Origin of the sequence: Pseudomonas turukhanskensis, assembly GCF_027922365.1 — a bacterium.
GTDB lineage: Bacteria > Pseudomonadota > Gammaproteobacteria > Pseudomonadales > Pseudomonadaceae > Aquipseudomonas > Aquipseudomonas turukhanskensis.
Genome location: NZ_BSFN01000001.1, coordinates 288,239 through 311,060, shown reverse-complemented (window position 1 = coordinate 311,060; position 22,822 = coordinate 288,239). Strand labels below are relative to the sequence as shown.

Here is a 22,822-nt window from a genome sequence, read left to right as displayed (position 1 = left end):
GAATTTACTCGTGTGTTTCGCGGGCGCCGGGCAACGCCAGCAGTTCGGTCAGGGCCTGGTCGAGGGTGGTCAGCAGGCGGTCGACATCGGCCGCCGTGGTGTCCGGGCAGCACAGGGTCATGTTGTGGAACGGCGTGATCAGAATGCCGCGGTTGATCAGGTACAGGTGCAGGGCCATTTGCAGTTCGTCATGGAACGCCGCCTCCGCCTCGGCGCCGGTAACCGGCAGGCGGGTGCAGAACTGGAACTCGCAACGCGCGCCCAGTTGGGTAACGGACCAGGCCAGTTGGTGTTTGCCGATCAGCGCCGCAAAGCCCGACGCCAGGCGCTCGGCCAGCGGCAACATATGGGCGTACGCGGCCTCAGTCATCACTTCTTCGAGGTTCACTCGCATGCAGTGCATGGCCAGGGCGTTGGCCGACAGCGTAGTGCCCATGCCGCTATGCCCGTGGGCCTGGCCATGGCTGCTGGCGCGGGTGCGCGCTTCGATCATGGCGTGGGCCATGGCAGCGGTGCAGCCATACACCGAACACGGCACGCCGCCGGCAATGGGTTTGCCGAGGGTGATGAAATCCGGCTCCAGGTTCCATTCGCGGGTGCAGCCGCCGGGGCCGGTGGAGATGGTGTGGGTTTCGTCGATGATCAGCAGCGTGCCGTAGCGGCGGGTGAGTTCGCGCAGCTTGGCCAGGTAGCCCGGCGCCGGCAGCACCATGCCGATGTTGGTCATGGCCGGCTCGCACAGCACGGCCGCCACATCTTCGCTTTGCAGCGCCGCCTCCAGGGCTGCGAGGTCGTTGAATGGCACGCTGCGGCTGTGTTCGGTCAGATCGTACGCTTGGCCGAGCAGGCCGGGGCGGTGCACGGTGCGGCCGTCCTGGCAGCGCACCATCACGTCATCGACAGTGCCGTGGTAGCAGCCATCGAACACCAGCAATGTGTTGCGTTGAGTAATGGCGCGGGCCCAGCGCACCACAAAGCGGTTGGCGTCGGTGGCGGTGGTCGCCACTTGCCAATAGGGCAGGCCGAAGCGTTCGGCCAGCAGTTCACCCACCACCACGGCATCTTCGCCGGGCAGCATGGTGGTCAGGCCATTGGCACCTTGCTTGGCCAGGGCGCGGGCAATTGGCGCCGGCGAGTGGCCGAACATGCTGCCGGTATCGCCCAGGCAGAAATCCACGTACTCGTGGCCGTCCACGTCATAGAAGCGCGCGCCCTGAGCGCGGCTGACAAACAGTGGCGAAGGTGTCGACCAGTCGCTCATCCAGTGCATCGGCACACCGCCGAACAGCGAGCCGCGAGCGCGCTCGGCCAAGGCTACGGAGTTGGGGTTGTTGGCCAGAAAGTGCGCCCGTTCGCGGGCGGCAAATTCGGCGATTACGCGGTCACTGATGCCACTGGCGGTCATGCGAAAAGCCTCGAACGAATATCTAGCCATCCTCTTTTGTGATCACAGATAAGTCAATAGCTAGTCATAACCCGGTTTTTGGCTATGATTACTCATCTTTGTGATCACAAGAGCGGCACATGACTGGCGTAACCTGGAAAGGACAAGTGGCGATCATCAGCGGCGCGGGCAGCGCGCAAGGCATTGGCTTTGCGATTGCCAGGCGGCTGGCTCGCGAAGGCGTGCGGTTGCTACTGACTGCCAGCAGCGAACGCATTGCCCAACGCACCGAGGAGCTGCAAGCCGAAGGAATCGAAGCCCGTTGGGCCGTGGCCGACCTCACCGATGAGGCGCAGGTACAGGCGCTGGCCGAATGGGCGCAGGCGCAGTGGGGCCATGTGGACATTCTGGTGAACAACGCCGGCATGGCCCAGCTGGGCAGCGCCGAACCGTTTGCCAACGTGGCGCAGATGGATTTGGCCACCTGGAACCTGTCTATCGCGCGCAACCTCACCAGTGCCTTTCTGCTTACGCGCGCGTTGCTCCCCGGCATGCAGGCACGCGGGTATGGCCGCATCGTCAATATCAGCTCCACCACGGGCACCCGCGGCAGCAACCCGGGTGAGGCGGCGTACAGTGCGGCCAAGGCCGGCATGCTCGGCATGAACATGGGCCTAGCCCTGGAAGTGGCGAAACAAGGCATTACCGTGAATAGTGTGGCGCCGGGCTGGATCGCCACCGGCTCCAGCACCGAAGAAGAACACCGCGCCGCCCATTACACCCCGCTCGGCCGTGCCGGGCACCCCGCTGAGGTCGCCGCTGCCGTGGCGTTCCTGGCATCCCCCGAAGCCAGCTATATCACCGGCGAAGTGCTGGTGGTTGACGGTGGCAATTGTCTGATCGAAAACAAGGCACCCTGACCATGACCCACGAATGCAGCCTGACCCTGAACCAACTGCCGGCACCGCCGGTATCGGCCGAGTGAGAGCGCCATGGCCGAGAACCTCCAGGACCTGTTGTACCAACAGCTACGCGCCGGCCTGCTAGCCGGGCAATTCAAACCAGGCGAACGCCTGAAAATTCGTGACCTTGCCAGTGCCCTGGGCACCAGCCCCATGCCCGTACGCGCCGCGTTGCAGCGCCTGGTGGCCGAAGGCGCACTGGAAGGCGAGCCGCAGCGCTCCCTGCGCGTGCCGGCCATGACCCGTGAACGCTTTCTGCATATTTTCCAGGTGCGTTTGGCCCTTGAGGGGCTGGCCGTGGAAATTGCTGCCAGCCAACTGACGGCAGCCGATATGGCCATTCTTGAAGGCTGTGTCGCGCGTATGGAAGAGGCACTTGAACGCCGCGATGTGCAGGGCTACCTGAACGACAACAGCCAATTTCACCTGACGCTCTACAGCGCCTGCGGCAACCCGATTCTGCTGCGCCAGATCGAAAGCCTGTGGTTGCAAGTGGGGCCGTTTTTCAATCGGCTGTTTACCGAGGCGGACTTGTCGCTGCGCCTGAACGACTTCCATGACGACACCTTGCAGGCGCTGCGTGCCGGAGACGGCAAAGCGGCGCGCGCGGCGATGGAGCAGGACCTGACCTACTTCGGTAATTTTTTGCTTAACCTGTTGGACCTCGAAAGTACGCAGAGCCAGGCTCGGGGTTAATACGCTGGCGATTTCGTCACCTTCAAAACTCTGGATCCCGGCCCGCGCCGGGATGACGGAGGACTTTCCTGGCATTACCGTTATCCCGGCGAAGGCCGGGATGCAGAATCGCAAGCCGGGCATGAATAGCTGTTGGCTCAACCTGTGGGTCTGTGCAGCGTGCAGCGTGCAGCGTGCAGAGCCAGGCTGGGGTCAATGACAGGCGATTTCGTCACCTTCAAAACTCTGGATCCCGGCCCGCGCCGGGATGACGGAGGACTTTCCTGGCATCACCGTTATCCCGGCGAAGGCCGGGATGCAGAATCGCAAGCCGGGCGTGAATAGCTTTTGGCTCAACCTGTGGGTCTGGACAGCGTGCAGAGGCAGGCTTGGGGTCAATGACAGGCGATTTCGTCATCTTCAAAATTCTGGATCCCGGCCTGCGCCGGGATGACGGAGGACTTTCCTGGCATCACCGTTATCCCGGCGAAGGCCGGGATGCAGAATCGCAAGCCGGGCATGAATAGCTGTTGGCTCAACCTGTTGGGTCTGGACAGCGTGCAGAGCCAGGCTTGGTGTCAATGACAGGCGATTTCGTCACCTTCAAAACTCTGGATCCCGGCCCGCGCCGGGATGACGGAGGACTTTCCTGGCATCACCGTTATCCCGGCGAAGGCCGGGATGCAGAATCTCAAGCCGGGCATGTGTAGCTTTTGGCTCAACCTGTTGGGTCTGGACAGCGTGCAGAGCCAGGCTGGGGTCAGTGACAGGCGATTTCGTCACCTTCAAAACTTTGGATCCCGGCTTGCGCCGGGATGACGGAGGATTTTCCTGGCATCACCGTTATCCCGGCGAAGGCCGGGATGCAGAATCTCAAGCCAGGCGTGAATAGCTTTTGGCTCAACCTGTGGGTCTGGACAGCGTGCAGAGCCAGGCTTGGGGACAATGACAGGCGATTTCGTCACCTTCAAAACTCTGGATCCCGGCCTGCGCCGGGATGACGGAGGACTTTCCTGGCATCACCGTCATCCCGGCGAAGGCCGGGATCCAGAATCTCAAGCCAGGCACCAATCCCGACCTAACCCACGCATAAATGTTTCATTCTATTGCCCCCACCCAGACCCTCCGGGTGGCGGTGATATCGTCGGACTTTTCCCGCAATTCACGGTCGTGAACAAGGAGTCCGACGCCATGCATGCCATCAGTTTTATTCAGGACTTGGCCGTGATCATGCTGGTGGCGGGCATCGTCACCATCCTCTTTCATCGCTTCAAACAACCGGTGGTGCTGGGCTATATCGTGGCCGGTTTTATCATCGGCCCGCACACGCCGCCCTTCGGCCTGATCCACGACGAGCAAACCATCAAGACCTTGGCTGAGCTGGGGGTGATCTTTCTGATGTTCTGCCTGGGCCTGGAATTCAGCTTGCGCAAGCTGTTCAAGGTCGGTGCCACGGCATTTATCGCGGCGTTCCTGGAAATCGTGCTGATGATCTGGCTCGGTTTCGAGATTGGTCGCTATTTCGGCTGGAGCACCATGGACTCGCTGTTCCTCGGCGCCATTCTGGCCATCTCGTCCACCACCATCATCGTCAAGGCGCTTGGCGATCTGAAGATGAAAAACGAGCGCTTCGCCCAGCTGATTTTTGGCGTGCTGATTGTGGAAGATATCCTCGGCATCGGCATCATCGCGCTGCTGTCGGGCATCGCCCTGAGCGGCAGCGTGGAGGCCGGCGAGGTGTTCGCCACGGTCGGCAAGCTCAGCCTGTTTATGGTGGTAGCGCTGGTAATCGGCATCCTGCTGGTGCCGCGCCTGCTCGCTTACGTGGCCAAGTTTGAAAGCAACGAGATGCTGTTGGTCACCGTGCTGGGTCTGTGCTTTGGCTTCTGCCTGCTGGTGGTAAAGCTGGAATACAGCATGGTGCTCGGCGCCTTTCTGATCGGCGCGATCATGGCCGAGTCGCGCCAGCTGGCGCAGATCGAGCGGCTGGTGGAACCGGTGCGCGACCTGTTCAGCGCGATTTTCTTCGTGGCCATCGGCCTGATGATCGACCCCGCCGTGCTGGTCGAATATGCCTGGCCGATTGTGGTCATCACCCTCGCCGTGGTGGTCGGCAAGGTCGTCTCGTGCAGCATTGGCAGCGTGATTGCCGGTAACGACGGGCGCACCTCGTTGCGCGTCGGCATGGGCTTGTCTCAGATCGGCGAGTTCTCTTTCATCATCGCCGCGCTGGGCATCAGCCTGCAGGTGACCAGCGATTTTCTCTACCCGGTGGCCGTGGCCGTCTCGGTGCTCACCACCTTGTCCACGCCCTACCTGATTCGCGTGGCCGACCCGCTGTCGAACAAGTTGGCTGCCGTGGTGCCTCTGCCTGTGGCGCGGGTATTCGGCATGTACGGCGAATGGCTGCGCAGCATTCAGCCGCAAGGCGAAAGCGCGGTGCTGGCGGCGATGATCCGGCGAATTCTGCTGCAGGTGGGCGTCAACCTGGCGCTGGTGGTGGCGATCTTCTTTGTCAGTGCGTTCTTTGCCGATCGCCTGGCGTTGTACCTGGTGGACTGGGTGCAGGCCGAGAATATGCAGAAGGGCCTGATCTGGGGCGCCGCATTGCTGCTGTCGCTGCCGTTCCTGATTGCCGCGTACCGCAAGCTCAAGGCGCTGTCGATGCTGCTGGCGGAAATGGGCGTGAAAGCGGAAATGGCCGGGCGTCACACCGCGCGGGTGCGCAAGGTGGTGGCCGAGCTGATTCCGGCGTTGTCTTTGGTGGTGATTCTGCTGCTGTTGATGGCGCTGTCGGCGAGCATTCTGCCGACACTGGAATTGCTGCTACTGATCGCCTTGCTGGCGGCGGGCATCAGCGCGTTGCTGTGGCGCTGGCTGATTCGCGTGCATACGCGGATGCAGATTGCGTTGTTGGAGACGTTGGAGCAGCGGGATCCGCATTGAAAAGGTGATTGTCTCGTAGGAGCGAGCTTGCTCGCGAAGCTTTTTAGATCATGCGCTTCGCGAGCAAGCTCGCTCCTACGGTACAGGTATTCCCCGGGCAATCAGCTTTCCAGCCACACCTCACGCGCCCATTTCCACACCGAGTCCCAGCTCTCGTCGGTGAGGTCTTCTTCGTCGCCGTCCCACAGCAGTACTGTGCCGTCGAGCTCGACGCAGTAGTAGTTGCCGTTGTCTTCGCACAGTGGAATCAGTTCGCGCGGCACGCCGAGCGACCAGGCCACCGAGGCCACTTCCGGCAGGTAGGTGTGCGATTGCGGGTCGGTGACGGTGACCGGCTCCAGGCGCCCGTACACCACGTCGCTGACCTTGAGCAGAAATTCGCGAAATTCAAACGGGATGCTGATCAGCAACTGCTCTTCAATTTCCACCAGCAGCTCTTCGTCCGGCAGCTCAAGCGGCACCGGGACTTTCTCGTTGAGTTCACGCAGCTCGTCGATAACTTCTTCCATGGCTGGTTCTCCTCGGGCAATGGGGGGTGGATTTATACAGTAGCTGGGCCGAAGAAAAAAACTAACTGCGCTATGAAAAGTAGGGTGTACTCCGCGCACCGTGGCGATTTATGCGCAACCGCCTGGTGCGCGGAGCACACAAGGGCATTCGAAAAAAGGTTTTCAGCCGTTCACCGCCAACTTGGCCGCCGCCGGCGCAGCCGCAAACGTGGTGGTGATGGTTGGGTCGATCAGCCGCGCGGCGCCCACTTTCAAGGCGTACAACCCCAGCAGACCCAGCAGCCCGACCACCCAGATATGGTCGAGGAAGTAATACGCCACCCCGGCGCTGACCACGGCCACGCCCAACGGAACGCGGGCCGCCTGCAGGCGGGTGAGTTTTTCCACGCTCATATTCAGGTTGGCCGGCAGCGCGCGGGCAATGCGTTGCAGGGCGTGGGCTTTGACGGTGGCGCTGAGGAATTCCAGGCTCAGGCTTTCGTCTTTGCCGTCTACGTTGTATTTCAGGTGAATGGTGTCGTCGTAGTGCTCGCTGGTCATCTTGCTGACGGTGCTGAGGTCCACCAGGGTGCGCTTGGTTTCCACCTTGGAAAGCAGTTCCTCCAGGTAGTTACCGTTCAGGCCGCCGCGCTGATAGATCTCTTGCACCTGGTCGCGGTGCTTTTTGTCGAAGCTCATCGACAACAGGTGGTTACCGTCGAGCACGATCAGGCGGTCGTCTTCCACGTCCAGCCAGCTTTTCTCGGTGTAGAAACCTTCCGGCAATTTGCCTTTGGGTTCGCGGCCGAACAGAAAGGTCAGCAACAGGTTGAGCACCACCACTACCGGAATAAACCAGGTGGCCACGTCGAATACGCGCTCGCCAGCAGGCTCATTGGCCAGGTGCTCGACGACCAATTGCGGCTGGGCGGCGTCCGGCTTGCCTTCGGGGTACCAGACTTCCACGGTGTCCTGGCCTTCCAGGGCATCGTATTGGCCGGCAGTGAGGGGTTGTTCGTGGGTGTAGTGCGCGTCGTTGATGTCGTAGGCGTAGCTCACCGAGTAGACGATGCGGGTTTTCTTGCGGCCTTTGCGGCCCCGGTATTCTTCTTCGGCCTGGTCCAGCGAGGCGACGGTGGCCTGCGCGCTGTTGTGGTGTTTGGCCAGTTGGATAGCGGCGACTTGCGCCGGCCCTTTGATGAAGTAGGCCGCGGTCAGGCCCAGTACCGCCAGCACGACCATGCTGGAGCGGATCCACAACTTACGTTTTTGCCCAGGGCTACGTAGCTTCGCCATGTGTCATTCCTTGATTGAGTAATACGTCCATGAGGGTGGGCGGCGCGGGGCTGCCCGAGGCGAGTATCGTGTGAAATATTCAGTTACGACAAGAGCCAATCCGTGACGGCGTCCGCGCGCTGTGCTTTGCGTGGCGCTGCCTGCGTCTAGAACAGGGTTGCCAGGGAGCCTATGCATGCAAGCGTTGTTGACTGAAATTCTCGACGAAGTCCGGCCATTGATTGGCCAGGGCAAGGTCGCCAGCTACATTCCGGCGTTGGCCGAGGTGCCGGCGGCGCAGTTGGGCATTGCCGTATATGGCAATGACGGACAGGTATTTACCGCAGGCGATGCCGATACGCCGTTCTCGGTGCAAAGCATTTCCAAGGTCTTCAGTCTGGTGCAGGCCATTGAGCACTCCGGCGAAGCCATTTGGCAGCGCCTGGGCCATGAGCCTTCCGGGCAGCCGTTCAACTCGCTGGTGCAGCTGGAATTCGAGCGCGGCAAACCGCGTAACCCCTTTATCAACGCCGGCGCGCTGGTGATCTGCGATATCAACCAGTCGCGCTTTGCCGCGCCGGTGTTGTCGATGCGCGACTTTGTCCGGCGCCTATCGGGCAACCAGGCCGTCACGGTGGACCGCCATGTCGCCGACTCGGAATTCCAGTTTCGCGCTCGCAACGCCGCCATGGCCTACCTGATGCAATCTTTCGGCAATTTCCACAACGACGTGGAAGCGGTATTGCGCAGCTACTTCAGTTACTGCGCGCTGCGCATGAGCTGCGTGGACCTGGCGCGGGCCTTTTGTTTTCTGGCCAACGACGGCTTCTGCAAACACAGCGGCGAGCAGATTCTTAGCGCGCGGCAAACCCAGCAGGTGAACTCCATCATGGCCACCAGCGGGCTGTATGACGAGGCGGGCAACTTCGCCTACCGCGTTGGCTTGCCCGGCAAAAGCGGGGTGGGCGGCGGCATTGTGGCCGTGGTGCCGGGGCAATTTACGGTGTGCGTGTGGTCGCCGGAATTGAATGCGGCGGGCAATTCGCTGGTAGGCATGGCGGCGTTGGAGTTGTTGAGTCAGCGGATTGGGTGGTCGGTGTTTTAAGCGCCGCTAGTTTTTGTAGGAGCCAGCTTGCTGGCGAAGCTTTCAAGATCAAGGGCTTCGCGAGCAAGCTCGCTCCTACGCAATGTTCCCTGAAGAGTCTGGCGCATAAAAAAAGGAGACACGGCCTGAGCCGTATCTCCTTGAAGGGCTTGGGATGAGTGGCCCCAATGCCTGGTGATGGTTAAATCGGTAATGCCGTTACGCGGTCGCTTTGAGCGGCACCAGACGCGGCGCAATCATGTTTTCCGGGCGCAGAATTTCCGCCAGGCTAGCGTCGTCCAACAGCTGCTCTTCACGCACCAGCTCCAACACCCCGCGGCCGCTTTCCAACGCTTGCTTGGCAATGCGTGTGGCGTTTTCGTAGCCGATATAGGGGTTGAGCGCGGTGATCAGGCCGATGGAGCTTTCCACCAGTTCGCGGCAGCGTGCTTCGTTGGCGGTGATGCCGACGATGCAGTGCTCGCGCAGCATGTCCATGGCCCGTTGCAGCAGGCGGATCGAGTCGAAGATCTTGTAGGCGATCAAGGGCTCCATCACGTTCAGTTGCAGCTGGCCGCCTTCGGCCGCCATGGTTAGGGCCAGGTCGTTGCCAATCACTTCGAAGGCCACCTGGTTTACCGCTTCCGGAATAACCGGGTTGACCTTGCCGGGCATGATCGAGCTGCCCGGCTGGCGCGCCGGCAGGTTGATTTCGTTGATGCCGGTGCGCGGGCCGCTGGAGAGCAGGCGCAGGTCGTTGCAGATCTTCGACAGTTTGACGGCGGTGCGTTTAAGCATGCCGGAGAACAGCACGAAGGCGCCCATGTCCGAGGTGGCTTCAATCAGGTCGGCGGCTGGCACCAGCGGTTGGCCGCTGATAAGCGCCAGGCGTTCTACCGCCAGGTGCTGGTAGCCGGGGTCGGCGTTGATGCCGGTGCCGATGGCGGTACCGCCCAGGTTCACTTCGGTGAGCAACTCCGGCGCCAGGCTTTTCAGGCGCGCCAGGTCTTCACCCAGGGTGGTGGCAAAGGCGCGGAACTCCTGGCCGAGGGTCATCGGCACGGCGTCTTGCAACTGGGTGCGGCCCATCTTCAGCACGTGGCTGAACTCTTCGCCTTTGGCGGCAAAGGCTTGAATCAGGCTGTCGAGGCTGGCCAGCAGTGTGTCGTGGCCCAGCAGCAGGCCCAGGCGAATGGCGGTGGGGTAGGCGTCGTTGGTGGACTGCGCCATGTTCACGTCATTGTTGGGGTGCAGGTGCTGGTAATCGCCCTTGTTGTGGCCCATGGCTTCGAGGGCGATGTTGGCGATTACCTCGTTGGCATTCATGTTGGTCGAGGTGCCGGCGCCGCCTTGAATCATGTCGACCACGAATTGATCGTGGAACTCGCCGCGTACCAGGCGGGCACAGGCTTCACTGATGGCCGCGTGTTTGGCGGGGCTCAAGTGGCCCAGTTCACGGTTGGCGTCAGCCGCTGCCTGTTTCACCATCGCCAGTGCTACCACCAGTTTCGGGTAGTGCGACAGCGTCACGCCGGACAGGCGGAAGTTATGCACAGCCCGCAGGGTCTGAATGCCGTAGTAAGCGTCGGAAGGAACTTCGAGGGTGCCAAGCAGATCTTTTTCGATGCGCGATGATGCAACGGGGGACATGATGAGGTTCATCTCAGGGTAGGCACGGGCTAGGCCGCGATGCAGGCTAGACTAGGGTTGAGCGGTTTTTATGGCCAATGCTGTTAAACGCTGGGGTATGCACAATCGGCATAATATGGGTGTGACTGCCGCTTGTCGGCGAGCGTAATAAGCGGTATCGCGACGGAGAACCCATGAACCTCGAAAGCAAATGGCTGGAAGACTTTGTCACCCTGGCCGGCACCCGCAGTTTTTCCCAGGCGGCGCAAAAGCGTTTTGTCACCCAGCCAGCCTTCAGCCGGCGGATTCGCAGCCTGGAAGAGTCGCTGGGCCTCACGCTGGTGAACCGTTCGCGCACGCCAATCGAGCTGACCGAGGCTGGGCAATTGTTTCTGGTCACCGCCCGCAGCGTGATCGAGCAACTGGGTGAGGTGGTGCGTCACCTGCACCACCTGGAAGGCCAGCAGGGCGAGGTGCTGCAATTCGCCGCCGCGCATTCCCTGGCGCTGAGTTACTTCCCGGCGTGGATCGCGCGCTTGCGCAATGAAGGGCTGAATATCGCCAGCCGCCTGGTGGCCACCAACGTCGGCGAGGCGGTGCACGCGCTGCGCGAAGGCGCATGCGATTTGATTCTGGCGTTTTACGACCCGGATGCCGCGTTGCAGATGGACCCGGAAATCTTTCCTTCACTGCTGCTGGGGCGCAGCGAGATGCTGCCAGTGTGCGGCGTAGATGCAGACGGCAAAGCGCTGTTCGATCTGGAGAGCGGGCAGAGTGTGCCGCTCCTTGCCTATAGCGCTGGCGCGTTTCTCGGCCGTTCGGTAAATGCCCTGCTGCGCCAGCGCGGCTTGCGCTCCACCACCGTGTACGAAACGGCAATGGCTGACAGTTTGAAAAGCATGGCCTTGCAAGGCTTGGGGGTGGCCTGGGTGCCACGGCTGAGCATCGGCGCCGAGCTGGCGCGGGGCGAGCTGGTGGAATGCGGCGGGCCGCAGTGGCAATTGCCGTTGGAGATTCGCTTGTACCGCTGTGCGCTGGTGCGCAAGGCGGCGATTCGTCTGCTGTGGCGCAAGCTCGAAGCCGGCGCCGGTTCGTAGGGCGAATATCCCCTCAGGGATATCCGCCGCCTCCGTTCGCCGGGGGGGCGCGCTGGCGGATATCCGCTGCGCGGATATTCGCCCTACATAGGTGCCGAAATTTGTGTTTTTCCGCCCGCCAAACGGTCGCTTTTCGCGGGTACTCCCAGCGCCGGCCTTTACGTTATACTGCGCGGCCTTTGGCCGGCTTCGCTCCGGTCTTCGCATACAAGCCACGCCTGGTTTTCCAGCGTGGCTTGTTAGTTTTTGCCGCGCCGACAGGCGCCAATGAGAAGAGGCACGACGATGAGCGCACTGGTTGGCGTGATCATGGGCTCCAAGTCCGATTGGTCCACCCTTAGCCACACCGCCGATATGCTGGAGAAGCTGGGCATTCCTTACGAAGTGAAGGTTGTCTCGGCTCACCGCACCCCGGATTTGCTCTTTCAATACGCAGAAGAAGCCGAAGGCCGTGGCATTCAGGTGATCATCGCCGGTGCCGGCGGCGCGGCCCATTTGCCGGGCATGTGCGCGGCCAAGACGCACCTGCCGGTGCTGGGCGTGCCGGTGCAGTCCTCCATGCTCTCGGGCGTCGATTCGCTGCTGTCGATCGTGCAGATGCCGGCCGGCATTCCGGTCGCCACCCTGGCCATCGGCAAGGCCGGTGCAGTCAACGCGGCCCTGCTGGCGGCGAGCATCCTCGGTCACCAACACCCCGAGTTCCATGCCGCGCTGAAGCAATTCCGCACTGAGCAGACGGATACCGTGCTGGATAACCCGGACCCGCGCATCGCCTGATAGGCCGTGGGTTTTACGCGGTGCCCCGCGCCGCTGTGATTGAGTTCGAATAGGGCTGTTGAGATGAAAATCGGTGTAATCGGTGGCGGCCAACTGGGTCGCATGTTGGCTCTGGCAGGCACGCCGCTGGGCATGAACTTCGCCTTTCTCGACCCGGCGCCAGACGCCTGTGCCGGCGCCCTGGGCGAGCACCTGCGCGCCGATTACAACGACCAGGACCACCTGCGCCAACTGGCCGATGAAGTGGACCTGGTGACCTTCGAGTTCGAAAGCGTGCCGGCCGAAACCGTGGCCTTCCTCTCGCAATTCGTGCCGGTGTACCCGAGCGCCGAAGCGCTGCGTATTGCCCGTGACCGCTGGTTCGAAAAGAGCATGTTCAAAGACCTCGGCATTCCTACGCCCGAGTTCGCCGATATCCAGTCCCAGGCCGACCTGGACGCCGCAGTCGCCACCATCGGCCTGCCGGCCGTGCTGAAAACCCGCACCCTGGGTTACGACGGCAAGGGCCAGAAGGTTCTGCGCAAGCCTGAAGATGTGCTCGGCACCTTTGCCGAGCTCGGCAGCGTGCCCTGTCTGCTGGAAGGCTTTGTACCGTTCACCGGTGAGGTGTCGCTGGTGGCGGTGCGCGCCCGCGATGGCGAAACCCGCTTTTACCCGCTGGTGCATAACACCCATGTGAACGGCATTCTCTGCCTGTCCATCGCCAGTACCGCGCACCCGCTGCAAGCGCTGGCTGAAGACTATGTGAGCCGCGTGCTGACCCAGCTCGATTACGTGGGTGTGCTGGCCTTTGAATTCTTTGAAGTGGATGGCGGCCTGAAAGCCAACGAAATCGCCCCGCGCGTGCACAACTCCGGGCACTGGACCATCGAAGGCGCCGAGTGCAGCCAGTTCGAAAACCACCTGCGCGCCGTTGCCGGTCTGCCGCTGGGGTCCACCGCCAAGCTGGGCGAAAGCGCGATGATCAACTTCATCGGCGAAGTGCCGGCGGTCGAGCAGGTGATCGCCATCGACGATTGCCATCTGCACCACTACGGCAAGGCGTTCAAGGCAGGCCGCAAGGTTGGGCACGCCACCGTGCGCAGCAGCGACCGCGCGACCCTCGATGCGCAGGTTGCCAAGGTGCAGGCGCTGATCAAGTAAGCGTCAGGCTTGGGATTCTGGGCCCTAGCCTGCGCTGGGGCGACGGAGGTTTGTGCCGCAGACGCCGTCATCCCAGCGCAGGCTGGGATCCAGAATCTCAAGCGCAACCTCGCTATCCAAACATGGAACCTCCTTCGGCCCTTTACTCTCTGATCTCAAGGCGCCAGCGTTGGCGCTTGCCACTGAGTAAGGAGTTCCCATGGGCATTATCGGCACCATCGTTATCGGTTTCTTCGCGGGCCTGATCGCTCGTTTCCTCAAGCCTGGCGACGACAGCATGGGCTGGATCATGACCATCCTGCTCGGCATCGCCGGCTCGTTGGCCGCCACTTACGGCGGCCAGGCACTGGGCCTGTACCAGGCCGGTGAAGGTGCAGGCTTTGTAGGCGCTGTGGTCGGCGCAATCGTCTTGCTGGTCATCTACGGCCTGGTTACGAAGAAGTAAGCGCGTCCAGCAACGTCCGGGCATAGCCGGGCAGGGCGGCAAAGTCCGTGGCGCACAGCAGCAAGGTGCGCTGTGCCCACGGATCGCTAAACGCCACGCTGGCAAACCCTTTCGGCCCGTGCCAGCGGTCGATTGCCGCCTGCGGCACCACGCCCAGGCCCGCCCCCCGCGCCACCATGCGCAACACGCCATCAAAACTCTCCGCCCGCACCCGAATGCGCAGGCGTCTGCCGGCGTGCAGTGCCTGTTCTTCCAGGTAGATTGCCAGCGCGCTGTTCAGTGCAAGCCCGACAAACTCATGGTCCAGCGTCTCGCTGAACGGCACGGTCTCGCGTCCGGCAAAGCCATGGTGCAGCGGCATCACCAGCGCCAATGGGTCACGGCGGAACGGCCGAGTTTGCAGCCCGCTGCTGTCCACCGCGTCGGAGAGGATGCCGATATCCGCCGCGCCCTGACGGATGCCCTGCAGAATGCGCAGGCTAGGCTGCTCCTGCAGGTCGATATCGATATGGGGGTGACTGGCGAGAAAGTCGGCAAGCACTTCGGGCAGGTATTCGCTTAACGCCGTGGTGTTGCACATCAGGCGCACCTGGCCTTTGAAGCCTTGGGCGTAGTCGGCCAGGTCGAACTGCAAATGCTCGACCTGCTGCACAATCAGTCGCCCATGCCGGGCCAGGGCATTGCCGGCGGCGGTAGCGGTAACGCCACGGCGGCCGCGCTCCAGCAGCGGGGTGCCGAGCGAGTCTTCCATGGCACGAATGCGCGCACTGGCCGAGGCCAGCGTCAGGTGACAGCGTTCGGCACCGGCGGTGATGGTGCCGGCTTCGAGAATGCGCACAAACAGGCGCAGGTCGATCAGATCAAAGTGCATGGCGTCTCTCCTTAGCCTCAGTCTAAGCCAGAGGCTGGCTCTGCCATTCACCGTTTTTCATCAGCCTGGAACCGCTGCACCATGGCGGCATGACGACTTACCTCGACTTCTATCAACACCTAGGCCTTGGCCTGTCTTTACTGGTGCTGGCGACCTTTTTGCTGGCCGGCACGGTGAAGGGCGTTATCGGCCTGGGCCTGCCTACGGTGGCCATGGGCGTGCTCGGCCTGGCTATGTTGCCACCACAGGCTGCGGCGCTGTTGCTGGTGCCTTCCACCGTGACCAACCTCTGGCAACTGGCATTCGGCGGCGCGCTACGGGCGTTGCTGGCGCGCCTGTGGCCGATGCTGCTGATGGTGGTGCTCGGCACCGCAGTGGGCACCTGGTGGCTGGGCGTGGGCAGCGGGCACGGCATGACCCGCGCCTTGGGCGCCGCGCTGTTGCTGTACGCCCTGAGCGGTTTGCTGTTGCCGCCGCTGCGGCTGCCGGCAACGTGGGAGCGCTGGCTGGGCCCGCTGTGCGGTTTGCTGACGGGCATCGTGACGGCGGCCACCGGGGTCTTCGTGATTCCGGCTGTGCCCTATCTGCAGGCGCTGGGGTTGCAGCGCAATGAACTGGTACAGGCGTTGGGCGTTTCTTTCACCGTATCGACGCTGGCCCTGGGCGCTGGCCTGTTCTGGCGCGGTGAGGTGGGCGGCGCAGAACTGGGAGCCTCGTTGGTGGCGTTGTTGCCGGCCCTGGCGGGCATGGTACTGGGCCAGTGGTTGCGCCACTGCATCAGCGCTGATGTGTTCAAGCGCGTGTTCTTTATCGGCTTGAGCCTCCTGGCTCTGCACCTGCTTATAGCCGGCTGATAGACTCGCCGGCTTTCCCCCGCCCGAGTTTTTTCATGCGCCGCTTACTGTTCAGCCTGCTGTTACTCAGTGGTTTTGCCCACGCGCAGCTTCCGGAAACCGATTGGTTGTCGCTGATGCCCAAGTCTGATCAGAAGGCCTTGGAAGAGATGCCGGAAATCAGCCACAACACCCCCGAAGGCGACGGCACGTTTACCAGCAAAGGTGGTTTGAAGCAGGAGAAGGGCCTGCCAGCGGTGATGTATTCCACCAGGACCGTGGCGGCGATGGACAACAAGAACATCCGCATTGGTGGCTACCCGGTGCCGCTGGAAACCGATGCCAAGGGGCGCGCCACTCTGTTTTTCCTGGTGCCATATCCGGGCGCCTGCATCCATGTGCCGCCACCGCCGCCCAACCAGATGGTGCTGGTGCGTTACCCGAAGGGCCTCAAGCTCAACGACATCTACAACCCACTTTGGGTAACCGGCACCCTGAAGGTGGAAAAGGTCAGCAACGACCTTGCCGACGCCGCATACGCGCTGGATGCCAGCAACGTGCGGGCGGTTACCGAGGCCGATCTATAAGCGCGCGCACAACTGCGTAATAGATTTTTTCTTATGGCCAGAAGCCAGCGATAGGTTTTAGTCTGGCAACCAGTTCATTTGCCGCTGGTTGCCGCTATGCCGACTTCCCTGAATGCCATGCGTAACGCCTGGATCAACCAGGCCCACACCCACCCCTTCACCACGTTGGGCTTCGGCGCTGCCGGCCTGGCCGTGGTGGTGCTGGTGGTCATCAGTATCTACAACGCCTTTCAGGGTGACGGTTCGGGCCACCTGAACTATGCCTTGCTCGGCGGCATGGCCGGCTTTGGAGCCACGGCGGCGGGCGCGGTGTTTGCTCTGGCGCTGGGCTCGATCAAGGCCCGCACCCAGGACACCATGCTCGGCTTTGCCGCTGGCATGATGCTCGCCGCCAGCTCCTTTTCGCTGATTCTGCCGGGCTTGGCCGCGGCCAAGGAAATCACCGGCAACGGCCCGATGGCAGCGCTCACCGTGGTGGTCGGCCTGGGCCTTGGCGTATTGCTGATGCTGGGGCTGGACCGCTTCACCCCCCATGAACACGACAGTACCGGCCCCTGCGGCCCGGAAGCCGAGCGCATCAACCGCGTGTGGTTGTTTGTGCTGGCGGTAACCTTGCACAACATTCCAGAAGGCATGGCCATTGGCGTCAGCTTTGCTGGCGGAGACATGAGCGTCGGCCTGCCGCTGACCACCGCCATTGCCATTCAAGACATCCCCGAAGGCCTGGCCGTGGCCATGGCCCTGCGCGCTACCGGCATGTCGTCGGTCAGAGCGGCAGTGCTGGCGATTCTCAGCGGGGCGATGGAGCCGTTGGGGGCGTTGATCGGTATTGGTGTGTCGAGCGGCTTTGCCCTGGCGTACCCGATTGCCATGGGCCTGGCGGCCGGGGCGATGATTTTTGTGGTGTCCCACGAAGTGATCCCCGAAACCCACCGCAACGGTCACCAGACGCCGGCCACCCTGGGCTTGATGGCAGGGTTCGCGGTGATGATGTTCCTTGATACGGCGTTGGGTTAACGCGTTGCGCCTTTTGTAGGGTGTGCTCCGCGCACCGAGCGATTCATGTGCCAACGCAACGGTGCGCGGAGCACACCCTACGAGCGTTCGCCTTTAGGGATGCACGCTGCTCAAGACCAGCCGGTTGCGGCCCATCTCCTTGCCGCGATACAGGCGCTGATCCGCACAGCGGTACAGCTCACTGGCGCTATGGCCGTCGGCCGGCCATTGCGCCAGGCCGAAGGTGGCGGATAGCGGAATGCTTTCGTCGCCATACACCAGCGCATGGTTGGCGATCTGCTGGCGCAGGGTTTCCACCAGTGGCGTGGCCGCGGCCAGATCGGTATTGCGCAATATCAGGCCAAACTCTTCGCCGCCCAGGCGCCCGAGGCTGTCGGTCACCCGCAGGCGCAGCAGCAAGCCGTGGCAGATATGTTGCAGTGCCTTGTCGCCGGCGTCGTGCCCCCAGCAATCGTTGACCCGCTTGAAGTGGTCAACATCCATGATCACCAGCACCAACGGCAAGCCGCTGCGCTCGCCTTCCAGAATGCTGCGCTCCAGCGCCTGCTGAAAGCTGCCACGGCTGGCCACCCCGGTCAGCGCATCGGTCTGCGCCTGGCGTTCCAGTTCGTCGTAGGCGGCCGCGCGGCGGGCTTCGTAGAGGTGCACGAAGATGATGATCATCACCCCGCAAAGCACAGCATTGAGCACATCGATCATGCCGGCAGAGGTGCTGGGCATCGGGAATTTGTAGAAATACAAAATGATGGAGGCCACGGCGAACGGCGTGGTCAGCAGAAACCCGCGTACCCGGCCCAGCAGCAGATAGGAGAGCAGGGGAATGATGTAAATCCACACGTAGGCGGTGGTGGAGGCCGCCGGCATCACGATGATGTACAGCAAAAAGCAGTAGGTCGGCAGCAGAAACAGGTAAATCCACGGCACCAGGTTGCGCGCGGTCACAATCTTCCAGCCACCCCACACCAGCACGGCGCTGGCGATTAGCTCGAAGCTGGCGGTGAGCGGGTTACCGGCGAGAAATTGCAGGACGCTGAAGCTGCTGAGCACCAGCCCCGTGCTGACCAGAATCAGGCGCATAAGTGAGCGCTTGCCGGTTTCTTCCAGGCCATTCTTGCCAGCGGAGACGCGGAATTTGATGAGCATGGGAACTCGGCACGTTGCGGGGTTTCACTCGGGGATTAAAGCGGATTACGCCGGTTCCGCCCAGAGGGTCACCGCCATGCAATGCTCGGCGCCCGGCGCCAAGGTGATGAAGTCGTCCAGCACATTGGCCGTTTCAATGCACAGCATGGTCGGCCAGGCGTCGTCAGCGAACTGGCTCAGGCGCTGGGCCTTGTCTATCCATGGGTTCCACACCACCGCCGAGCGCGAGCCGCTGCTGGCCAGGTAAATACGGCGCTGCCACAACGGGTCGAGAATGCTCAGCTGGGCAGGAATATCCAGGTAGATGCGGTCGGTCTCGCCAGCGAAGGTGACGTCGCCCTGTTGCTGGCGCTGCTGCCAGTCTTCCAGGGTTTCGATATAGCGGGTCTGGTCGAGGCCTTCGATGCGCGCCTGGTGAATGTCAGCAACGGCAAAATAGGTGTGCAGTGCCTGGCTCAGGGGCAGCGGCTGGTTACCGGTGTTGCGGGTGGTCAGGCTCAGGGTCAGGCGTTCGTCCAGGCGCACTTCCAGGCTCAGTTCGATGCCGCTTGGCAGCGTGGCCAGGGAGTTGGCTGGAAAACTGAAGCGCAGGGTGACGCTGGCGTCGTCGCTGTCGATGCCTTGCAGTTGCCAGTCCAGGCCACGCACCGGGCCATGGGCGGGCGCGGCGCCGCCTGCATGTTGCTGTTGAATGGGCGCGGGGTTGCGCGCCAGGTCGCCAAACCAGGGCCAGCACACCGGCACGCCGCCGCGCACCGATTGGCCTTTTTTATAGGCCGCTTCTTCGCTGAGCCAGATCACCGGCTGCTGCCCATGGGGTTGATAGCGCAGCACCTGCGCGCCCTGTTGCGCCACCAGCAGTTCCGCCTGTGCTGTGCGCACGCGCCAGCACACCAGTTCATCCAACTCGATACGTTCGACCTGAGGGGTGGGGGTGGGCATAGGGGCGGGGCTCCGTTTTTTAGGCTCCCTCTCCCACGCGTGGGAGAGGGTTGGGGTGAGGGCAGCGGGGCGAAAAGGTTGCCGATAGCGTCACGGCCGACCCTCACCCCTAGCCCCTCTCCCAAGGGGAGAGGGGAACCTGAATCAGCGGCGTGGCACCGGCCGGGTGCGCCCACTACCGTCGATGGCAACGAACACAAATACCGCTTCGGTCACCTTGCGCCATTCGCTGGACAGCGGGTCGTCGCTCCACACTTCCACCAGCATCTGGATCGAGCTGCGGCCGATTTCCAGGGTCTGGCTATAAAAGGAAAGCTGGGCGCCGACGGCGACCGGTACCAGAAAGGCCATGCGGTCGATGGCAACGGTCGATACCCGCCCGCCCGCGACTTTGCTGGCCATGGCGGTGCCGGCGAGGTCCATCTGCGAGACCAGCCAGCCGCCGTAAATATCGCCAAAACCATTGGTTTCGCGCGGTAGCGCAGTAATTTGCAGCGCCAGATCGCCCTGCGGCGTTGGGTCTTCTTGTTCGAGTTCGATCATGCGTTGGTGCCTCTTGCCCGTCACTCTTATTGGATGTGGCCAGTCTCGGGCTTGACTGCTCACTCGGCTAACAGGCCGCAAGTTGGGTTCGCAGAAGACCCGGCCGCTCTAGCCGGGGCCAGACGCAGACACGGCGCAGTATATATAGGCTTGGGCCCCAGCACGACTAGGCAGTCTTAGATTTGACCGGGAACATGACATTGGCTGTGTGACGACGTCGCAATTTGTTATCGTGCGCCCCTGCCGCGCGGGGCTCGAGCCCGCTGTGGCTGCGCTTTCAGCCGATGAGAAGCCCTTTTTATGTCCACCGCCGCCTTGCCAACCACACCTGCCAGCCGACCGCTGACCCGCAGCGATTACAAAACCCTGTCGCTTTCCGCCCTGGGCGGCGCGCTGGAGTTTTACGACTTCATCATTTTCGTGTTTTTCGCCGCTGTGGTCGGCAAGTTGTTTTTCCCGGCGGAGATGCCCGACTGGCTGCGCCAGATGCAGACGTTTGGCATCTTCGCTGCCGGCTATCTGGCCCGCCCGTTGGGCGGCATTGTGATGGCCCACTTCGGTGACCTGCTGGGCCGCAAAAAGATGTTCACCCTGAGCATTTTCATGATGGCCGTGCCGACGCTGCTGATGGGCTTGTTGCCCACCTACGCGCAAATCGGCATGTGGGCACCCATCGCCTTGCTGGTGCTGCGCGTAATTCAGGGTGCGGCCATTGGCGGTGAAGTGCCGGGCGCCTGGGTATTTGTGGCCGAGCACGTGCCCCAGCGCCATATCGGCTACGCCTGCGGCACCCTGACCTCGGGGCTTACCGCCGGCATTCTGCTGGGTTCTCTTGTCGCCACACTCTTTAATAGCCTGTTCACCCCTGAAGAACTGCTGGCCTACGGTTGGCGTGGGCCGTTCCTGCTCGGTGGCGTGTTTGGCCTGCTCTCGGTGTACCTGCGCCGCTGGCTGCACGAAACCCCGGTGTTTGCCGAGCTGCAACAGCGCAAGGCGCTGGCCGAAGAAGTGCCGCTCAAGGCCGTGGTGCGTGATCACCGTGGCGCCATCGTGCTGTCGATGCTGCTGACCTGGGTGCTGTCGGCCGGCATTATCGTGGTCATCCTCATGACGCCGACCCTGCTGCAAACTGTTTACGGCTTCAATGCCGCCACGGCGTTGCAGGCCAATAGCCTGGCCATCGTGTTTCTGAGTGTGGGCTGTGTGGCTGCCGGTGCGCTGGCGGATCGTTTTGGCGCAAGCCGGGTGTTTATCATTGGCAGCCTGTTGCTGCTGGCCAGCTCGTGGGCCTTCTACACCCGCATCAGCAGCCATCCGGAGTGGCTGTTCCCGCTCTATGCGTTGACCGGCCTGTTTGTCGGCATGATCGGCGCGGTGCCGTTCGTGATGGTCAATGCCTTCCCGCCGGTGGTGCGTTTTTCCGGGCTGTCGTTTTCCTACAACCTGGCGTACGCCATCTTTGGCGGGCTGACACCGATGATGGTCACCCTGTTGTTGAAGACCGACCCGCTCGGGCCGGCCTACTACGTGGCCGCACTGTGTGGCCTGGGGTTCTGTGTGGGCCTGTACCTGCTTACTTCGAAGCGCTGACCCGCCACACTTTATTGCCGACATCGTCGGTTACCAGCAGGGCGCCCTGGCTGTCGTTGGCGACGTCCACGGGGCGGCCCTGGGCTTGGCCCTCTGCATCGAGGAACCCGGTCAGCACGTCCACCGGTTCGCCCTTGGGCATGCCCGCGCTGAACGGCACGAAAATCACCTTGTAGCCAGCGCGCGGGTCGCGGTTCCACGAACCGTGCTGGGCGACGAACAGCCCTTCCTTGCGCTCAGGCAGCGCACTTTTTTCGCCAAACACGATACCCAGTGACGCGGTGTGCGCGCCCAGGGCGTAATCCGGCACCAGGGCTTTGGCCACCAGCTCCGGCTTCTGCGGTTTTACCCGCTCATCCACGTGCTGGCCGTAATAGCTGTAGGGCCAGCCATAGAAACCGCCGTCTTGTACCGAGGTGATGTAGTCGGGCACCAGGTCATTGCCCAGTTCGTCGCGCTCGTTCACCGCTGTCCACAGCTTGCCGGTGCTCGGCTCCCAGGCCAGGCCGTTGGGGTTGCGCAAGCCGGTGGCGAACAGGCGTTTGTCGCCATTGGTGGGGTTCACTTCCCAGATCGCGGCGCGGCCTTCTTCCATTTCCAGGCCGTTTTCGCCGACGTTACTGTTGGAGCCGACGGTGACATACAGCTTCTTGCCATCGGCGCTGGCGATGACGTTCTTGGTCCAGTGGTGATTCAGCCCGGCGGGCAGGGCGGTGACCTGGGTCGGTGGCTCGCTGATCTGGGTTTGCCCGGTCACGTACGGCACGCGCACCAGCGCATTGGCGTTGGCGATATACAGGTCGTTACCCACCAGGGTCATGCCGAACGGCGAATGCAGGTTTTCCATAAACGCGGTTTTAACTTCCGCCACGCCATCGTGGTCGGCATCGCGCAGCAGGGTGATGCGGTTGGCGCTCGGTACACCGGCGCCGGCCTTTTCCATGATTTTGCCGGCCACGAAATTCTTGATGCTAAAGCCTGGGTCTTGCTCGGGCGGCGGCGTGTTGCTTTCGGCCACCAGCACATCACCGTTGGGCAACACGTACAGCCAGCGCGGGTGGTCGAGGCCTTCGGCGAAGGCGTTTACTTGAGTGCCGGCTGCTGCGGTGGGCGTGGCGCCCTTGGCCCAGCCGATGGCTTTGGCCACGTTCACGGTGGGTACCAGGCTGGATTCAGGCGCGGGCAATGTCGGGTTCGGACCAAAGCCCACGGCGCCAGATTGGGGGGTGGTGTCAGCGCAACTGGTGCACGCGACGGCGAGCAGGGTAAAGGGCAGTAAACGAGCGAATGGCATTGGGCAGTCTCCGGGTCGTTTCAGGTAGCTCAATTAAGGACAGCAGAGTGATCGGGTTGTTATTAAAACCTACGCGGTGAAGCGGTCTGCTGTTTGT

21 protein-coding genes are annotated in these 22,822 nt (G+C 62.3%); 12 read left to right on the top strand and 9 right to left on the bottom strand.

Annotated elements, in window-relative coordinates; genetic code table 11:
- Window positions 1-4 precede the first annotated feature (4 nt).
- Window positions 5-1,405, bottom strand: coding sequence for an aspartate aminotransferase family protein (locus PKE98_RS01400; protein WP_271193429.1), 1,401 nt, complete (start codon window positions 1,403-1,405; stop codon window positions 5-7).
- 119 nt (window positions 1,406-1,524) lie between these two features.
- Between PKE98_RS01400 and PKE98_RS01395 the strand changes: the two genes are divergently transcribed.
- From PKE98_RS01395 to PKE98_RS01385, 3 genes are all read left to right on the top strand, one after another.
- Window positions 1,525-2,304 carry an SDR family NAD(P)-dependent oxidoreductase gene (locus tag PKE98_RS01395; protein ID WP_271193428.1) on the top strand — a complete coding sequence of 260 codons (780 nt, stop codon included), beginning with the start codon at window positions 1,525-1,527 and terminating at the stop codon, window positions 2,302-2,304.
- 72 nt (window positions 2,305-2,376) lie between these two features.
- Window positions 2,377-3,042, top strand: a complete 666-nt coding sequence (locus tag PKE98_RS01390) for a GntR family transcriptional regulator (RefSeq protein ID WP_271193427.1) — start codon at window positions 2,377-2,379, stop codon at window positions 3,040-3,042.
- Between the two features lie 1,170 nt (window positions 3,043-4,212).
- Window positions 4,213-5,967 carry a cation:proton antiporter gene (locus PKE98_RS01385; protein ID WP_271193426.1) on the top strand — a complete coding sequence of 585 codons (1,755 nt, stop codon included), beginning with the start codon at window positions 4,213-4,215 and terminating at the stop codon, window positions 5,965-5,967.
- Window positions 5,968-6,068: 101 nt separating this feature from the next.
- Here the strand turns inward: PKE98_RS01385 and PKE98_RS01380 are convergent, their stop codons facing one another.
- Window positions 6,069-6,476: an SMI1/KNR4 family protein gene (locus tag PKE98_RS01380; RefSeq protein ID WP_108095324.1), complete on the bottom strand. Its 408-nt coding sequence runs from the start codon at window positions 6,474-6,476 to the stop codon at window positions 6,069-6,071.
- Between the two features lie 162 nt (window positions 6,477-6,638).
- The gene (locus tag PKE98_RS01375; RefSeq protein ID WP_271193425.1) at window positions 6,639-7,751 is read right to left on the bottom strand and encodes a hypothetical protein; all 1,113 of its coding nucleotides are present in this window, start codon (window positions 7,749-7,751) and stop codon (window positions 6,639-6,641) included.
- A gap of 175 nt (window positions 7,752-7,926) precedes the next feature.
- Between PKE98_RS01375 and glsB the strand changes: the two genes are divergently transcribed.
- Window positions 7,927-8,835, top strand: a complete 909-nt coding sequence (gene glsB / locus PKE98_RS01370; RefSeq protein ID WP_271193424.1) for a glutaminase B — start codon at window positions 7,927-7,929, stop codon at window positions 8,833-8,835.
- A 198-nt stretch (window positions 8,836-9,033) separates the two neighbouring features.
- Here glsB and aspA read toward each other — a convergent pair whose 3' ends face one another.
- Window positions 9,034-10,464, bottom strand: a complete 1,431-nt coding sequence (gene aspA, locus PKE98_RS01365; RefSeq protein ID WP_271193423.1) for an aspartate ammonia-lyase — start codon at window positions 10,462-10,464, stop codon at window positions 9,034-9,036.
- Between the two features lie 173 nt (window positions 10,465-10,637).
- On the opposite strand from aspA, the gene PKE98_RS01360 reads away from it, so the two are divergent.
- The 4 genes from PKE98_RS01360 to PKE98_RS01345 all read left to right on the top strand — a co-directional run bounded on the left by PKE98_RS01360 (window position 10,638) and on the right by PKE98_RS01345 (window position 13,905).
- Window positions 10,638-11,540, top strand: a complete 903-nt coding sequence (locus tag PKE98_RS01360) for a LysR substrate-binding domain-containing protein (protein WP_271193422.1) — start codon at window positions 10,638-10,640, stop codon at window positions 11,538-11,540.
- A gap of 285 nt (window positions 11,541-11,825) precedes the next feature.
- Window positions 11,826-12,317 carry a 5-(carboxyamino)imidazole ribonucleotide mutase gene (gene purE, locus PKE98_RS01355; RefSeq protein WP_271193421.1) on the top strand — a complete coding sequence of 164 codons (492 nt, stop codon included), beginning with the start codon at window positions 11,826-11,828 and terminating at the stop codon, window positions 12,315-12,317.
- A gap of 63 nt (window positions 12,318-12,380) precedes the next feature.
- Window positions 12,381-13,460, top strand: a complete 1,080-nt coding sequence (locus tag PKE98_RS01350) for a 5-(carboxyamino)imidazole ribonucleotide synthase (RefSeq protein ID WP_271193420.1) — start codon at window positions 12,381-12,383, stop codon at window positions 13,458-13,460.
- Window positions 13,461-13,659: 199 nt separating this feature from the next.
- A complete protein-coding gene (locus PKE98_RS01345) occupies window positions 13,660-13,905 on the top strand; it encodes a GlsB/YeaQ/YmgE family stress response membrane protein (protein WP_271193419.1) in 246 nt (81 codons plus the stop codon).
- Here the strand turns inward: PKE98_RS01345 and PKE98_RS01340 are convergent.
- Complete coding sequence (locus tag PKE98_RS01340) at window positions 13,892-14,776, bottom strand: LysR family transcriptional regulator (protein ID WP_271193418.1); 885 nt, start codon at window positions 14,774-14,776, stop codon at window positions 13,892-13,894. The two genes, PKE98_RS01345 and PKE98_RS01340, sit on opposite strands and share 14 nt — an antisense overlap.
- Before the next feature lie 89 nt (window positions 14,777-14,865).
- Here PKE98_RS01340 and PKE98_RS01335 point away from each other — a divergent pair, with 89 nt between their 5' ends.
- The 3 genes from PKE98_RS01335 to PKE98_RS01325 all read left to right on the top strand — a co-directional run bounded on the left by PKE98_RS01335 (window position 14,866) and on the right by PKE98_RS01325 (window position 17,213).
- Window positions 14,866-15,630, top strand: coding sequence for a sulfite exporter TauE/SafE family protein (locus PKE98_RS01335; RefSeq protein WP_271193417.1), 765 nt, complete (start codon window positions 14,866-14,868; stop codon window positions 15,628-15,630).
- A 35-nt stretch (window positions 15,631-15,665) separates the two neighbouring features.
- Entirely contained in the window at window positions 15,666-16,196 is a 531-nt protein-coding gene (locus tag PKE98_RS01330; RefSeq protein ID WP_271193416.1) for a DUF3299 domain-containing protein, read from the top strand.
- 96 nt (window positions 16,197-16,292) lie between these two features.
- Window positions 16,293-17,213 (top strand): ZIP family metal transporter, encoded by a 921-nt coding sequence (locus PKE98_RS01325; protein WP_271193415.1) that lies wholly within the window; start codon window positions 16,293-16,295, stop codon window positions 17,211-17,213.
- Between the two features lie 93 nt (window positions 17,214-17,306).
- Here the strand turns inward: PKE98_RS01325 and PKE98_RS01320 are convergent, their stop codons facing one another.
- The 3 genes from PKE98_RS01320 to PKE98_RS01310 all read right to left on the bottom strand — a co-directional run bounded on the left by PKE98_RS01320 (window position 17,307) and on the right by PKE98_RS01310 (window position 19,841).
- Window positions 17,307-18,356: a GGDEF domain-containing protein gene (locus PKE98_RS01320; protein ID WP_271193414.1), complete on the bottom strand. Its 1,050-nt coding sequence runs from the start codon at window positions 18,354-18,356 to the stop codon at window positions 17,307-17,309.
- Window positions 18,357-18,401: 45 nt separating this feature from the next.
- On the bottom strand, window positions 18,402-19,298 hold the full coding sequence (locus PKE98_RS01315; protein ID WP_271193413.1) for a D-hexose-6-phosphate mutarotase: 897 nt from the start codon (window positions 19,296-19,298) through the stop codon (window positions 18,402-18,404).
- 144 nt (window positions 19,299-19,442) lie between these two features.
- Window positions 19,443-19,841: an acyl-CoA thioesterase gene (locus PKE98_RS01310; protein WP_108095192.1), complete on the bottom strand. Its 399-nt coding sequence runs from the start codon at window positions 19,839-19,841 to the stop codon at window positions 19,443-19,445.
- Window positions 19,842-20,141: 300 nt separating this feature from the next.
- Here PKE98_RS01310 and PKE98_RS01305 point away from each other — a divergent pair, with 300 nt between their 5' ends.
- Window positions 20,142-21,431, top strand: coding sequence for an MFS transporter (locus PKE98_RS01305; protein ID WP_271193412.1), 1,290 nt, complete (start codon window positions 20,142-20,144; stop codon window positions 21,429-21,431).
- Here the strand turns inward: PKE98_RS01305 and PKE98_RS01300 are convergent.
- Window positions 21,415-22,725: a PQQ-dependent sugar dehydrogenase gene (locus PKE98_RS01300; RefSeq protein WP_271193411.1), complete on the bottom strand. Its 1,311-nt coding sequence runs from the start codon at window positions 22,723-22,725 to the stop codon at window positions 21,415-21,417. The genes PKE98_RS01305 and PKE98_RS01300 overlap by 17 nt on opposite strands.
- Window positions 22,726-22,822: the final 97 nt, after the last annotated feature.